At 69.2% G+C, this 15,245-nt stretch carries 8 protein-coding genes; 3 read left to right on the forward strand and 5 right to left on the reverse strand.

What is annotated here, in order from left to right:
- Positions 1-76 precede the first annotated feature (76 nt).
- The 3 genes from BDK92_RS32285 to BDK92_RS32295 all read right to left on the reverse strand — a co-directional run bounded on the left by BDK92_RS32285 (position 77) and on the right by BDK92_RS32295 (position 5,814).
- On the reverse strand, positions 77-1,411 hold the full coding sequence (locus tag BDK92_RS32285) for a YibE/F family protein (protein ID WP_121160139.1): 1,335 nt from the start codon (positions 1,409-1,411) through the stop codon (positions 77-79).
- Between the two features lie 93 nt (positions 1,412-1,504).
- On the reverse strand, positions 1,505-3,922 hold the full coding sequence (locus BDK92_RS32290; protein WP_147457195.1) for a M14 family zinc carboxypeptidase: 2,418 nt from the start codon (positions 3,920-3,922) through the stop codon (positions 1,505-1,507).
- 281 nt (positions 3,923-4,203) lie between these two features.
- Positions 4,204-5,814: an amidohydrolase family protein gene (locus BDK92_RS32295; RefSeq protein ID WP_121160141.1), complete on the reverse strand. Its 1,611-nt coding sequence runs from the start codon at positions 5,812-5,814 to the stop codon at positions 4,204-4,206.
- A gap of 203 nt (positions 5,815-6,017) precedes the next feature.
- Here BDK92_RS32295 and BDK92_RS32300 point away from each other — a divergent pair, with 203 nt between their 5' ends.
- The 3 genes from BDK92_RS32300 to BDK92_RS32310 are packed head-to-tail and all read left to right on the forward strand — an operon-like array spanning position 6,018 to position 10,529.
- Positions 6,018-6,674: a TetR/AcrR family transcriptional regulator gene (locus tag BDK92_RS32300; protein WP_246017370.1), complete on the forward strand. Its 657-nt coding sequence runs from the start codon at positions 6,018-6,020 to the stop codon at positions 6,672-6,674.
- 34 nt (positions 6,675-6,708) lie between these two features.
- Positions 6,709-8,442 (forward strand): ABC transporter ATP-binding protein, encoded by a 1,734-nt coding sequence (locus BDK92_RS32305; protein WP_121160142.1) that lies wholly within the window; start codon positions 6,709-6,711, stop codon positions 8,440-8,442.
- Positions 8,443-8,501: 59 nt separating this feature from the next.
- Positions 8,502-10,529: an ABC transporter ATP-binding protein gene (locus tag BDK92_RS32310; protein ID WP_121160143.1), complete on the forward strand. Its 2,028-nt coding sequence runs from the start codon at positions 8,502-8,504 to the stop codon at positions 10,527-10,529.
- Between the two features lie 66 nt (positions 10,530-10,595).
- Here the strand turns inward: BDK92_RS32310 and BDK92_RS32315 are convergent, their stop codons facing one another.
- Both BDK92_RS32315 and BDK92_RS32320 read right to left on the reverse strand, forming a co-directional pair.
- Positions 10,596-14,147: a ThuA domain-containing protein gene (locus BDK92_RS32315; RefSeq protein ID WP_121160144.1), complete on the reverse strand. Its 3,552-nt coding sequence runs from the start codon at positions 14,145-14,147 to the stop codon at positions 10,596-10,598.
- A 214-nt stretch (positions 14,148-14,361) separates the two neighbouring features.
- Positions 14,362-15,243 carry a sugar phosphate isomerase/epimerase family protein gene (locus tag BDK92_RS32320; RefSeq protein ID WP_121160145.1) on the reverse strand — a complete coding sequence of 294 codons (882 nt, stop codon included), beginning with the start codon at positions 15,241-15,243 and terminating at the stop codon, positions 14,362-14,364.
- Between the last annotated feature and the right edge of the window lie 2 nt (positions 15,244-15,245).

Below are 15,245 nucleotides of genomic sequence, written 5' to 3' on the forward strand. Positions count from 1 at the left end.
ACCGCCGGGGTGGGCCGCTGGCGCCGAACGTGATCATCTGCGCGATGGGCGGTCCGACCGGTGAGCCGAGCGGTGCCTACGCCTGCTGACTGGCGACCGGATCGGGACGTACCGGATCGTCGTTGTCGTTGTCGTTGTCGTTGTCGCCCGACGCCGGCCCCGGTGCCTCCGGCCCGGCGCGACCGACGGCCTTCACCACCGCCACCGCCACCGCGGTGGTCAGCGGGATCGCCAGCACCAGCCCGATCGAGGCGACCAGGGTACGGACGATCTCCTCGGCGATCTGCGCACTGGTCAGTACGGCGAGCACCGGCCGGTCGTACGCGTTGATCAGCAACATGATCGGTAGCGCGGCCCCGGCGTAGGCGAACGCGATGGTGTAGACCGTCGAGGCGATGTGGTCCCGACCGATCCGCATGGCGCTGCCGAAGAGCTGTCGGGCCGACCGCTCCGGGGCGAGCTCGTGCAGCTCCCAGACCGCCGAGGACTGGGTGATGGTCACATCGTTGAGCACGCCCAGCCCGGCCACGATGATGCCGCAGAGCACGATGCCGGAGAGGTCGACCTGTCCGTTGTAGACGGCCAGGGTCACCCCGTCGCTGTCGCCGAGCCCGGTCAGGTGCGCCGCGCCCGCCGCCCAGAGGCCGAGCCCGGCGGTGGCCAGCAGCCCGAACAGTGTCCCGGCCAACGCGGTCGTGGTCCGTGCCGAGAAGCCGTGGGCGAGGTAGAGGACGACGAACATGATCGCCGCGGCGCCGACCAGGCCCACCAGCAGCCCGGACTCGCCGACCAGCAGTGCGGGCAGCATGAACTTGATGATGACCAGGTACGCGAAGCCGAGGCCCAGCAGCGCCTTCAGTCCACGCATCCGGGCGACCGCGACCACGAGCAGTGCGAACACCCCGGCGAGAATGCCGATCGGCAGCGTACGGGCGAAGTCGTAGAACGCGTACATCGCCGGCCCGGTCTGGTGGTTGAAGACCCGGATGACCTTGATCCGGTCGCCGGCCTCCAGTCCGCTGCGGTACGACTCCGCCGGCACCTCCACGGTGACGATGCCGCCCGCTTCCGGCCCCGTCTCCAGCCGGGCCTGAACGGTCGCGCAGGTGACCATCCGGGGTCCCGCCTCGGGGCCGTTGCGCTGACCCGGGGCCGGACACTCGTACGGCGCCACGGTCTGCACCGTCGCCTCCGGATGGCTGAGTTCGCGCCCGCTCGTACCGGGGGCCGCGCTGGTGACCTGCTCGCCGCCGGGCCAGAGCAGGAGCAGGCCGACCAGGGTCAGCACGGCGAGCGGGGCGAGGATCAGGGTCAGTGGCACCAGTGCCCGACGGCGGGCCGCCACGCTCGCGGCTCTGTCGACCGCTGGCGCCGTACCGGGCGTTTCCGTGGAAGGGATGTGCGAGTGCATCTGCCGCTCCGGCGTTCTCTGCTGGTCAGGTGGTCGGGGTAGGCGCGTGGCCGCCGACCCGGGGGTCGACGGCCACGCGGAACTGCTGGTGGATCAGCTCTTCGGTACGTTCAGGACCTTCTCCTGGACCGTGCCGACGTTGCCGGCGATGTCGACGGCGAGCCAGCGAACGGTGGTCTTCGCGGTGACGGTGATCCGCTCCGCACCCTCCCGGTAGCCGGCGAAGCCGAGCTTCAGCGACGAGGTGGTCGGCTCACTGCCGTCCAGGGTGTAGTAGACGTTCGCCGCTTCGCTGGTGGCGAAGGTGAAGTCGGTCGTACCGGCACCCTTGCTCTTCACCACCAGTTCGGCGGTCGGCTTGGACTTGTCCGCCGCGTACGCCTTCGCCACCTCGAGGATCGCGATCTGGCCGCTGGAGAACTCCATCGCCTCCTCGTGGCCCTCGCTGAATTCCGGCTGGAAGCCGACGGCGTCCCAGCGGTTGGTGGCGGGGTTGTACTTGTCCGCCCCGACCTCGAAGTTCCAGGCGATGATGCCCTTGTTGTACCAGTGCGCGTCCGCGCTGTTACCGGCCGCCGAGTAGAGCACGTCGGTGGTCGGCCCGGTACGACCCGGCCAGATCGCCGTGCCCCGGTGCGACTGGACCGCGCTGAGGATCTTCGACGAGGCGTTCCAGAAGAAGTTCTCGGTGCCGAAGTCGGTCCGGGGCAGCACCTCGCGGCCGGCGGTCTTGTACGCACCCGGAGCCCACATGAAGTACCCACCGTACGAGTGGGTGTTCATCGAGAACTTGATGTTCGGGTACGTGTTGATCAGCCAGTCCTCGTTCTTGGCCTCCGGCTCGGACTGCTCGCTCGGGCCCGCGTACGTGCCGCTGGTGCAGCTCGACGAGGCACCGTTGTAGCCGTCGTAGAACGAGCCCACGTTCTGGTTGCGGTTCAGGTCGACGCCCCACGAGTTGCGGTTCGCCGGGTCGGCCGTCGCGTCCGGGCAGTGGTTGGTCATGTTCTTACGCTGCGAGTTGAAGTCGTACATGCTGTAGTGCGCGCCGTCCGGGTTGACCACGGGCAGGATGAAGATGTCCAGCCCGTTGACCAGGTTCCGGGTCTTGGCGTCCTGCTCGTAGTTGCGCAGCAGCCGCTCGGCGGTCTCCAGGCAGGTGATCGGCGTGACCCACTCCCGGGCGTGCTGCTGGCAGTAGAGGTAGACGCCCGGCTTGGAGCCGTCCTTGGCCCGGCCGATCCGCAGCGCCTTCATCTGGAACGGCTCGCGGGAGATGCTCGGCGGCGCCTGGAGGTTGTCGCTGAGCCGGGTGGCTCCGGCGGTGGCCACCAGGCCGGCACCGGCGTTACCCCGGTAGGTGCTCGCGGTGAGCAGGGCGGACGCGGCGGCGTCGGCGTTCAGCGCCGCGACCACCTGAGCGGCGGTGCTGGTCAGCGCGCCGGTGCCGTCGGTGGCGAGCGAGACCACCACGGTCTTGCCGGCGACCAGTACGGTCAGCGGCTGGTTGGCGGCCCCCGGGTTGATCAGCGACACACTGGTGTCGTTGCCGCCCTCGTGGCCCCACGCCTTGGTGGTGACGTAGAAGGTGCTCGCCGCCGCCGTGCCGAACTGGGCCTGCGCCTTGCGGCGGTAGCCGTTGGTCAGGTTCGGCAGGTCGATGATCTGGGTGATCTTCGGGAACTCCGCCGCGAGCCCGACGATCCGTTCGGTGATCTCGGTCGGGTCCATGTAGTGGTCGACGAAGTCGGAGACGTAGTGCTCGTCCGGCGCCTCCTTCGGCTTGCCCAGCCACTGGGTGACCGACGCCTTGACGGTGCCGCCCTTGCTGCTGGTGAAGGTGACCCGGTTCGGCTCCGCCGTGGTCAGCGCGAGCGGGGAGGTGAACCGGTGGTACATGTACTGGCCGGCGTCGGTGAACCGGGACATGGTGGCGGTTCCGCCGGAGGCCGGCGGGGTGTCCATGCCGGTGTCCCAGCTCGCGGTGATCACCGTGGCCGCGTCCGCTCCCGCGTCCGACTTGACCTCGAACGAGAGGAACCGGTTACCGTCGAGGCTCGTGAACCACTCGGCCCGCAGCACGGTGAGCTGGTCGTCGTCCAGGGCGGCGGCGTCGACCGCCGCGATGGCGGCCTTGCGCTCGGCGACGTTGGCGCGGTAGTCGTCCTGGTCGGAAATCTTGCCCTGGACGTCGAAGCCCATGGCGCGCAGCGCCGTGGTCTCCTCCGGGCTGAGGACGGCGTGGACCTCGATGCCGTCTTCCAGTGGCTTGTTGTACTCGACGAGGTCGACGCCGAGGTCGGCGAGGCGGTCCACCTCGCCCTTGTCGGCGGCGACGATGCGCATGAGCGCGACGCCGTTCTGTTCGGTGCTGGACTTCCGGCTCGGCTCCACCTGCCCGTTGTCGGCGGGGCTGGCGAGCGTCGGCAGGGCGCCGAGGAGCAGCGCGGTCGGTACGGTGAGTAGGGCCACCAGACGGCTTGCTCTGGCCGGTCTTCTGATACTCCTCATCAGAGGCATCCTTCGGTCGACGCGTGCACGGAGACCGCCCACGGCAGGTCGATTGCCGGGGCGGTCGTTGATGATCACGTTGCGCGAAGTCTGTTGTGTGCCGCGTCACCTTGTCAAGGATCATGAATGCGAGGCTGATCGATCAGTGGTTGATCCACGGCCAATCGTCGATCTTGGACTGTCCGTGCGCCGGAACGAGGTTCAGCCGAAGGTGCGGCGAGACCTGTCTGGCCAGCGGCGCGTCGCGCGCCGATCCACCGGCGTACGAGATGTGGGCGAGGCTAGCGACCGCCTTGGCGGACCCGGCGTGCCGTCGGGGTGGGAAGGGCGGGATGGCAGGGGCAGGAGGGGGCGCGGCGGGCAAGGGTGGGGTTCGCGGCGGCGGACTCGACGTCGGCGAGCATCCGGGAGCGCTGGGCGGACGTGATCAGGCGCCCCCGGGTGACGACGGCGTGGATCCGTCGGGTGTTGCGGATGTCGGCCAACGGGTCGGCGTCGAGCAGCACCAGGTCGGCGACCCTGCCCCGCTGGACGGTGCCGGTGGTCTGCTCCTCGCCGAGGTAGCGCGCGGCGTTGCGGGTCACGCTCTGCAGCGCCTCCAGTTCGCTCAGGCCGGCGTCGACCAGCAGGGCCAGTTCGTCGTGCAGGCTGAACCCCGGGAAGCAGTACGGGTTGCCGCAGTCGGTCCCACCGACGATGGCCACCCCGGTCCGCTGCGCGTGTCCCACCAGCCGTGACAGGAACTGGAAGAACTCGCGCTGCCGTACGGTCCGTTCCGGCGTGTTGGGCGCGAAGATCTTGACCCGTTCGGCCCAGGTCGCCCGGTACGACGCGGGCATGTACCTCATCCGGGGGTCGGCGGCGAACGTGTCGGCGGGGGAGTTCACCACCCGGTTGACCGCCAGCGTCGGCGACAGCCAGGTCCCGTTGCGGGCCAGACGCCGGAACAGCCCCACCGCCCGGCGCAGGCTGAAGCTCTCCGTGGCCTCCCACTCCCACTCGCGCATCAGATAGAAGTACGCGGTCGGGTCGGTGACCGGGGTTTCCGCGATCCGCTGGGTGAACTCCCGTTCGCGCAGCGAGGTCGCCACCGGGAGGCCGAACAGGTGCTCGAACGAGCGTTGCCCCAGGTCGCTCGCCTCGGCGGCGGTCACCCGGTAGGGCAGGTGTCCGGCGACCGGCAGCCGCTGGCGGCGGGCCTCGTCCATGATCGCGAAGTACGCGTCCCGCCCGAGGTAGGAGTAGACCTTGACGAAGTCCGCGCCCTCGTCCCTGGACCGGCGTACGGCGGCGCGTGCCTCGGTCGGCGTACGGACCAGGACGGCCGGGGGACCGAGGATCGTCGGGGGCTCGTCGATGATCGGGCTCGCCACCCGCATCCGTGGTCCCAGGGCCTGCCCGGCGTCGATCCGCCGGCGTAGCGCCTCCACCTCGGGGTAGCCCCACATCTCCCGGATGCCGGTGACCCCGTTGGCGAGGTGCAGGGGCGGGAAGATGTCCTCGTCGACGGTGCCGTGCGCGTGCATGTCCCAGAGCCCGGGGATGACGAACTTGCCTCGGGCGTCGACGATCCGTACGCCGTTGGTCCGGGGTGCCGGCCGGCCGCGGATCAGGCTGACGATCCGGTCACCGGCGAGGACCACGCTCGTGTCGGGTCGGGGACGTGCGTTGGTGCCGTCGATCACCGTGGCGCCGGCGAGCACCATGATCGCGGCATCGGCCGGGTCTTCGGCCCAGACCTTCGGCGCGGCGGCGAGGAGTGCGCCGCCGGTGGCGGCGACGCCGACGCCGCCGAGGGAGAGCCAGCGCAGGAACTCCCGCCGGCTCGACTCCGGAGCGGTGGTCGGCTCGGGTGCCGTGCTGGCAGATTCCGGGTGTGCTGCTTCGGACATTCCCTCTTCCCTTCGGCCCGGACGACAGGAGGGCGGCAGGAGGGTGCCGCGGCGGAGCGCGACCCTAATCTAACGGCGCCGGCATCCGGGTCGACGAGACCTGTCGGCATGCCGACCCGCCGCAGCCGGCACCTTTACGGCCGGGGCGCGGAGCGGGAAAAAATCATTTGTGAGTGAGCCGCTCACTCAGTTACTGTCGCCCGGTGCCTTCCACTCTGCCCCCCGACGCGTCCTCCGGGTCGGGCCGGTCGCCGCAGTGCGGACCGGGCGCCGGGCGGGCCCGACCGCTGCCCCCCGACGAGCGTCGCGCCGCACTGATCGCCGCCACGCTGCCGCTGGTCGGTGAGCACGGAACCAAGGTCACCACCCGGCAGATCGCCGAGGCGGCCGGTGTCGCCGAGGGGACGATATTCCGCGTCTTTCCGGACAAGCAAGCGCTTATTCAGGCCGCCGTCGCCGCGGCACTGGACCCCGAACCGGTCTGGGCGGAGTTCGCCGAGGTAGATCTCACGCTGCCGCTGCGGGAGCGGCTGGTCGAGGCGACCACGATCATCCAACGGCGCCTGATCAGGGTGCTCAACCTGCTCACCGCAGTCGGCCTGAACTCACCGCCGCCAGACCGGGAGGCGCACCAGGCCCGGGTCCGACCCACCAACGAGCGGATCCAGGCGGAGGTCGCCCGGATCCTCGAACCCGACCATGACCAGTTTCGTTGCACCGTCCAGGAAGTGGCGCGGCTGCTCCGGCTGCTGATCTTCACCGGTTCCCATCCACTGATCAACGATGGCGATCCGCTCTCCTCGGAGCAGATCGTCTCCCTCCTGCTCGATGGCGTCCGCCACCCGGCGGAACCGTCATGACCGGCCGCCGCATCCCTGATTCGGGGGGTCACCGATGCTGACTCGTCTACTCCGTACCTATCTACAGCCGTACCGCCGGCCGCTGACCGTGGTGGTGCTGCTGCAACTCGTCGGTACCATGGCCTCGCTCTACCTGCCGAGCCTCAACGCCGACATCATCGACCAGGGCATCGCCCGGGGCGACACCGGCTACATCGTCCGTACCGGCGGCTGGATGCTGCTGGTCAGCGCCCTACAGATCGCCTGCTCGATCGCGGCCGTCTATTTCGGCGCCCGGACCGCGATGAGTTTCGGCCGGGACGTACGAGCGGCGATCTTCGGGCGGGTGATGAGCTTTTCCGCCCGCGAGGTCGGCCAGTTCGGCGCCCCCTCGCTGATCACGCGTAACACCAACGACGTACAACAGGTGCAGATGCTGGTCGTGGTGACCTGCACCCTGCTCGTCGCGGCGCCGATCACGTGCGTCGGCGGTGTGATCATGGCGTTGCGTGAGGACGCCGGCCTTTCCTGGCTGATGCTGGTCTGCGTACCCGTGCTGGTCCTCGCCATCGGCATGATCATCCGCAAGATGGTGCCCCAGTTCCGGCTGATGCAGACCCGGATCGACACGGTCAACCGGGTGCTGCGGGAACAGATCTCTGGCATCCGCGTCGTACGGGCGTTCGTCCGCGAGCCGTACGAGACCCGCCGGTTCGACGCCGCCAACGCCGACCTGACCGCGACCGCGCTGCGTACCGGTCGGTTGATGGCCTTGATCTTCCCGATCGTGATGCTGGTGCTCAACGCCTCCAGCGTGGCGGTGCTCTGGTTCGGCGCGTCCCGGATCGACGCGGGTCAGATCCAGATCGGCGCGCTGACCGCCTTCCTGAGCTACCTGATGCTGACCCTGATGTCGGTCATGATGGCGACCTTCATGCTGATGATGGTGCCCCGGGCAGCGGTCTGCGCCGAGCGCATCGTCGAGGTGCTCGACACCGACTCCTCCGTCGTGCCGCCGAAGCGGCCGGTCACCGAGGTCAACGTGCACGGCGACCTCGAACTGCGCGACGTGCGATTCCAGTACCCCGGTGCGGCGGCCCCGGTGCTGCGCGACATCTCGTTCCGCGCCCGCGCGGGCCAGACGACGGCGATCATCGGCAGCACCGGAGCGGGAAAGACCACCCTGCTCGGCCTGGTACCCCGACTCTTCGACGCGACCGGCGGCACGGTACTGGTCGACGGTGAGGACGTCCGGGACCTCTCCCCGGACATCCTGTGGCAGCGGATCGGCCTGGTGCCGCAGCGGCCGTATCTCTTCACCGGCACCGTGGCGAGCAATCTGCGGTACGGCAACCCGGACGCCACCGACGAGGAACTCTGGACCAGCCTGGAGATCGCCCAGGCCCGGGACTTCGTCGAGGCGCTGCCGGAAGGGCTCGAGGCACCGGTCGCGCAGGGCGGGACGAACCTCTCCGGTGGTCAACGCCAACGACTGGCGATCGCCCGCGCGCTGGTCCGCCGGCCGGAGATCTACCTCTTCGACGACTCGTTCTCCGCGCTCGACCTCGGCACCGACGCCCGGCTGCGGGCGGCCCTGCGACCGGTCACCGCGGATGCGGCCGTGATCATCGTGGCCCAACGGGTCTCCACCATCGTCGACGCGGACCAGATCATCGTGCTGGAGGACGGGGCGATCGTCGGGATCGGCCGCCACCAGGAGCTGATCGAGACCTGCCCGACCTACGCCGAGATCGTGGAGTCCCAGCTGACCGTGGCGGCGGTGGCATGAGCGGCCAGCCGGCGCCAGACCAGACCCGGGGTACGGCAGACCAGACACGGAGTACGGGGATGAGCCAGCAGACGACCGAAACGACCCCGGCGCGGTTGCCCGCCGCCGCTCGCCGTGGTGGCGGCCCACCGTGGATGGGCGCGGGTATGCCGGCCGAGAAGTCGATGAACTTCCTGCCCTCGGCCAAGCGGCTGATGGGCCGGTTACGGCCGCACCGGCTGCAACTGATCGGGGTGATCACGCTCGTCGTCGCCAGCGTGAGCCTCAGCGTCATCGGTCCGAAGATCCTCGGCCACGCCACCGACATCATCTTCTCCGGTGTCATCGGCAAGCAGTTGCCGCCGGGGACGACCACGGAACAGGCGGTTGAGGGGGCACGCGCGGCCGGAAACGACTCGTTCGCCGACATCATCGCCAAGGCGAACGTGCTGCCCGGGGTCGGCATCGACTTCGACCGGCTCGGCCGGGTGCTGCTGCTGGTGATGCTCCTCTTCGCCGGTGCCAGCCTGCTCTCCTGGCTGGCCGGCTACATCCTCAACGGCGTGGTTCAGCGGACCGTCCGGCAACTCCGGTCCGACGTCGAGGACAAGCTCAACCGGTTGCCGCTGCCGTACTTCGACAAGCAGCCCAGGGGCGAGCTGCTCAGCCGGGTGACCAACGACATCGACAACATCTCGACGAGTTTGCAGCAGACGCTGAGCCAGTTGCTCACCTCGCTGCTGACCGTGGTCGGCGTGGTGGTCATGATGTTCGTGATCTCGCCCCTGCTGGCGCTGGTCGCGCTGGTCGCGGTGCCGCTGTCGGTCTGGGTGACCAAGCAGATCGCCAAGCGGTCGCAGAAGCAGTTCGTCGCCCAGTGGAAGCACACCGGTGCGCTGAACGGCCAGATCGAGGAGGCGTTCACCGGCCACGAGCTCGTCAAGGTCTTCGGCCGGCAGCGCGAGATCGAGGCGTCCTTCGCGGCCAAGAACGACGAGTTGTTCAAGGCGAGCTTCGGCGCCCAGTTTGTCTCCGGCATCATCATGCCGTCGATGATGTTCATCGGGAACCTGAGCTACGTGGCGATCGCGGTGATCGGTGGCCTGCGGGTCGCCTCGGGCGCGATGAGCCTGGGTGACGTCCAGGCGTTCATCCAGTACTCCCGGCAGTTCACCCAGCCACTGACCCAGGTGGCGTCGATGGCGAACCTGTTGCAGTCCGGCGTCGCCTCGGCGGAGCGGGTCTTCGACCTTCTCGACGCCGAGGAGCAGAGCCCGGACCCGGTCAAGCCGGCTCCGCTCACCGACCGGCACGGCCGGGTCGAGTTCGAGCGGGTCTCCTTCCGGTACGAGCACGACAAGCCGCTGATCGAGGACCTGTCGCTGGTGGCCGAGCCCGGTCACACGGTGGCGATCGTCGGCCCGACCGGCGCCGGCAAGACCACCCTGGTCAACCTGGTCATGCGCTTCTACGAGCTGGACTCCGGCCGGATCACGCTGGACGGGGTCGATCTCACCGAGCTGCGCCGGGACACGCTCCGGTCGGAGATCGGCATGGTGCTCCAGGACACCTGGCTGTTCGGCGGCACGATTCGGGAGAACATCGCGTACGGCAACCCGGAGGCGAGCGAGGAGCAGATCCTCGCGGCGGCGAAGGCGACTTTCGTCGACCGCTTCGTACGCAGCCTGCCCGACGGTTACGACACGGTGATCGACGAGGAGGGAAGCAACGTCAGCGCTGGTGAACGGCAGCTGATCACGATCGCCCGTGCGTTCCTCTCCAACCCCTCCCTGCTGATCCTGGACGAGGCGACGAGTTCGGTCGACACCCGTACCGAGGTGCTGCTGCAACGGGCGATGGCGGCGCTGCGGTCGGACCGGACCAGCTTCGTCATCGCGCACCGGCTCTCCACCATCCGGGACGCGCACCTCATCCTGGTGATGGAGAGTGGTCGGATCGTCGAGCAGGGTACGCACGCCGAACTGCTCGCCGCCGAGGGCGCGTACCACCGGCTATACCACGCGCAGTTCTCCCAGCCGGCGATCGACGTGGACGAGGCGACGCCGCCTCCCGCCGTACCCGGCGCTCCGCTGCTGCGCCAACGTTAGGAAGTAAGGAAGGGCCCCTTGTTAACGCTATGCGTTAACAAGGGGCCCTTCCTTACTCTCGGGAACTCAGGCGACCTGGGTCAGTCGCCACCTCTGGTTGGCCCCGCCGCCACAACCCCACTGGATCAGCGTGGCGCCGTCGTTCATCGAGTTTCCGTTGACGTCGAGGCACTGCCCCGAGTGGGCGGCCCGCAGCTCGTAGACGCCCCCGGACTGGGCCACCGGCTGCCACCGCTGACTCGCCGCGGTGCCGCACGGAACCTGGCTGACTCCGGTGCCGGCGGCGGTGGAGCCACCGGTGACCGCCATGCATTTTCCACTGTGTACGGCCTTGAGCTGCACCGTTCCGCCACCGGCGTCGACCGCCTGCCAGCGCTGGTTGGTGCCACCGGTCGCCGCCCACTGGTGCACGACCGCGCCGTCGGCGGTCGACACCCCGGAGACGTCGGCCAGTTTGCCGCTGTGCGTGGCGGTGAGCGTCCAGGTCCGTCCGGCAATGCCCCCGGACGGCGTGGTGCCGACACCGGCCCCGCCGAAGGTGAACGAGTCGACGTCGAAGTTGTTCCCCACCGACGACTTGAAGACCATGTACAGCTTGTGGGTGCCGGTCAGCGCGGTGACCGGTACGGCGGCCTGGGAGACGTACGTGTCCCAGCCGCCGGTGCTCGCCACCGGGGCGGTCGCGAGCAGTTGACCCGTGGGGGAGTCGGCCCGCAGTTCGATCGAGCCGCCACCGCTCGGGCTGGAGAGGCGGTAGCTGACCGAGGTGATGCCCTGCAGGCTCATCGGGTCGAACATGATCCAGTCGTTGTTGCTGACGTCGCCGATCCGTTTGCCACTCTCGGCGCCCGCCTGGTCGATCACCCGTACGCCGGACATGCCGGTGAAGTACTCCGCCTGCTTGTGTTTGGGTTGCAGGATCGTGTTCGCGTAGCCGGTCAGTCGGGCCACCGATCCGGCACCGTTGTCCTGGTAGCGCGCGTTGAGCACGTAGTAGAGGTTGGCGCCGTCGGGGTGTCCGCCGAGCAGCTCCGTGGAGACGGTGCCGGAGCAGCCGGCGTAGTCGCTGGTCGGGTGCTGGTGGTCGTCGTGCCCGAGGGCGGGGTTCATGAAGACCTGGGTGCAGTTGACGGTGCCGTCCTCCGGGTCGGTCACCGACACCGTGTAGGCGACCTGTTGACCGAAGTCGAGCATGCCGCCGTTGGGTGGGCCGGTGATGGCGACCGTCGGCGCGGTGTTGCCGACCGTGACGGGGACGTTGGCGAACGCGCTCTTGCCGGTGTTGTCGGTGACGGTCAGCCGGGCGGTGATGTTGCCGTTGCTGGTGTAGACCCGCGACGGGTTGGGCGCGGTCGAGTCGGTGCTGCCGTTGCCGTCCAGGTCCCAGGCGTACGTGATCACGTCGCCGGGGTCCGGGTCGTACGAGCCGGCGCTGGAGAACTGCACGGTCAACGGGGTACGCCCGTTGTTCGGGGTGGCGGTGGCCTTGGCGATCGGTGACCGGTCGCCACTGGAGTAGTCGATCCGGTAGAGCCCGGAGTCGTTGTTGCCGCCGCCGAAGTTGGCTCCCCATTCCAGCAGGTAGAGCGAACCGTCCGGGCCGAAGCGCATGTCCATCGGCTTGTTGAAGAAGACGCCGGGCAGGAACGGGTTGATCTTCAACAGGCCGCCGTTGGCGTCGAAGTGGATCTCCTTGACGTAGTTGCGGGCCCACTCGTAGAAGAAGTGCACCCCGTCGTAGTACGCCGGGAACTTGGTCGGCGAGGTGGAGGCGGCGTTGTAGCGGTAGACCGGTCCGCCCATCGGTGCGGCGCCGCCCTCACCCAGTTCCGGGAACTCCGGCGAGGTGCCGTAGCCGTACCACACCTGGGGCTGGACCAGCGGGGGCAAAGTGGTGAGGCCGGTGTTGTTCGGCGAGTTGTTGACCGGTGCGTTGCAGTTGAACTTCGCCCCGACCACGCCGGTGTCCGGGTTGTACGGCGCGTACGCCTGGTTGTTGCCGTGGCAGAACGGCCAACCGAAGTTGCCCGCCTGCTTGATCACGTTGATCTCGACCAGCCCTTCCGGGCCCCGGTTGGTGGCCGGCCCGCTGCGGTCGGGTCCGTAGTCGGCCATGTTGATCCAGCCGGTCTGCGGGTCGACCTGGAACCGGAACGGGTTGCGGAAGCCCATCGCGTAGATCTCCGGGCGGGTGTTCGCGGTGCCGGGGGAGAAGAGGTTGCCGCTCGGAATGGTGTAGGTGCCGCCCGGCTCCGGGTGGATGCGCAGGATCTTGCCGCGCAGGTCGTTGGTGTTGCCGGCGGAGCGGGCCGCGTCAAGGAACGACCTGCCGGAACGCCAGTCCAGCGGGGCGTAGCCCTGCCAGGCCGGGTCGTAGTTGGGTGGTGTGTCGTCGCCGACCGACAGGTAGAGGTTCCCGCCCGGCCCGAAGGCGACGTAACCGCCGGTGTGGCCCGGTTCCGGGTTGGTGCGGGACCGGTACGCCGGCACGTCGAGCAGGACCCGTTCGCTGGCCGGGTCGAGGGTGTCGCCGTTGACCGTGAACCGGGAGAGCCGGTTGATGTCGGTGGTCGCGGCCGACGGAGAGTAGTAGAGGTAGATCCAGTTGTTGGTGGCGAAGTTCGGGTCGAGGGCCATGCCGACCAGGCCGTCCTCACCTCCGGTGTAGACGCTCAACGTGCCCGAGGTGACCGTCGAACTGCTCGCCGGTTTGAAGATCTTCAACTGGCCGGCGCGCTGGATGTAGAAGACCCGCCCGTCGGCGGCGATGTCGAGCGCCATCGGGTCGACGGTGTTCTCGTCGAGCGCGACCTTCTCGAAGTTGCCCCAGATCGTGCCGCCGCAGTCGCCGGGCTTGTCCCCGGCGGCCCACTGCACGCCGCCGAGCAGGTGCTGACGGAAGAGCGTCTCGCTGTACGAGGAGGCGGCGTGCCCCATCGCGGTGGTCCAGACCCGGCCGCCCTCGGCCTCGCGGCACCAGGAGATCGGGTGGTCGGCGCCCATCGCCGCGCCGCCCGGGTTGTAGGTCCGCTCGTCGGCGGTGACCAGGACGTGCACGTCACCGCGCGGATTGCGGTCGAAGTTGTACCACTCTTCGCTGCGGTTCCACCGGTCCGGTAGGCCGACCGTCGAGGGGTGTGCCCGGTCGGCGACGTGTGCGGTGCCGGGCAGCACCCCGGGGGAGTGTTCGGGCATGTGGGCCCCGCCGTTGACGAGGTTGTCCCACCAGGGGAAGGAGCTCTCGATGCCCATGTCGGTGGCGTTGTGGATGGCGGCGATGCCGCCGCCGGCGGCGACGTACCCCTGGATCGCCTGGCGTTGGGCGTCGTTGTCCCAGACCATGCCGGAGGTCTGGAACATGATCACCACGTCGAAGGTGGCGAGGTTGGCCGGGGTGAAGACCGCGGAGTCTTCGGACGCGACCACGGTGAACCCGTTCTCGGTCGCGAGCTGGTTGAACATGGCGATGCCGGCCGGGATCGAGTCGTGGCGATAGCCGGCGGTCTCGGAGAAGAGCAGTGCGCGGAACGGTGCGGCCGAGGCCGGCTGGGCCGGTAGGACGAGGAACGTGAGCAGTACGGCGATGGACGTGGACAGGGCTGAGAAACGGCGACGCATGCCGTCTCCTTCCGACGGGCGGCGGTGGTGGTGGTGCGACCGCTCGAATGCGCCGCCGAACAGGGGACCTTCCCCCGCGCATTCGTCTCGCGGTTCCAGGCTGACCCTAAAGATCTATCTATGTCAATGTCTTAATTTCCGCTGATGAGAGACGGTATGGGCAGCCGCCACCCGCCCGGCGCGACAACACGCCGGGCCCACCGGACGCCCCGGATCAGCGTCCCGCCGCTGCCGGCGTCTCCCGTCCGGCGAGCAGGGCCCGCAGGAAGGCAAGCCCCGCCGTGGCCAACTCGTCCTGGCTGGGCGCCAGCGGACGCCAGATCGCCGCCGCCGTCGCGATCGTACGGTTCTCCGAGGTGAACGACTCGATGCAGAGCGGGCCGGCGTACCCCACGTCGGCCAGCGCGGCGACGATGCCCGGCCAGTCCAGGTGGTCCGCTCCCGGCGCGCCCCGGTCGTTCGCGCAGACCTGCATGTGCGCCAACCACCGGCCGGCGGCCCGCAGTGCGGCCGGCAGGTCGCGCTCCTCGATGTTGAGGTGGAACGTGTCCAGCGCCAGGCCGAGGCCCGGGCTCTGCACCGCCTCCACCACCTCCAGGCCCTGCTCGACCGTGTTCACCAGGCTCGTCTCGAACCGGTTCAGTGGCTCCAGCGCGAGCGTGACCTGCTGTGACGCCGCGTACTCGGAGAGTGGTCGCAGCCGCTCCACCAGCCGCCGGATCGTCACCCGACGGTCGGTCGGGTCGAGCGGCCAGGTCCGCCCGACCGGGGCGTAGACCGGACCGGCGACCACCCGCGCCCCGATCCGGGCCGCCGCCCGGACACAGGCCCGCAGATATTCGGCGGTCGCCTCGGCAACGTCCGGGTCGTCGGTCACCAGGTCCCGGCCGGGTGGCATGACCGCGCAGGTGGTGGCGGTGAGACCGAGCGAGGCAAGCAACTCTTCGGTACGCCCCGGATCCCAGTCACCCGGCGACTCGATCGGCAGCTCGATCGTGTCGAAACCCCAGCCGGCGATGCGTGGGGCGAGCACCGCGAGCCGGTCGTCGGTGAGTGGGGAGACCCAGATCCAGGTGTTGGCGCCGATGCCGTACACGC

Origin of the sequence: Micromonospora pisi (genome assembly GCF_003633685.1) — a bacterium.
Classification (GTDB): domain Bacteria; phylum Actinomycetota; class Actinomycetes; order Mycobacteriales; family Micromonosporaceae; genus Micromonospora_G; species Micromonospora_G pisi.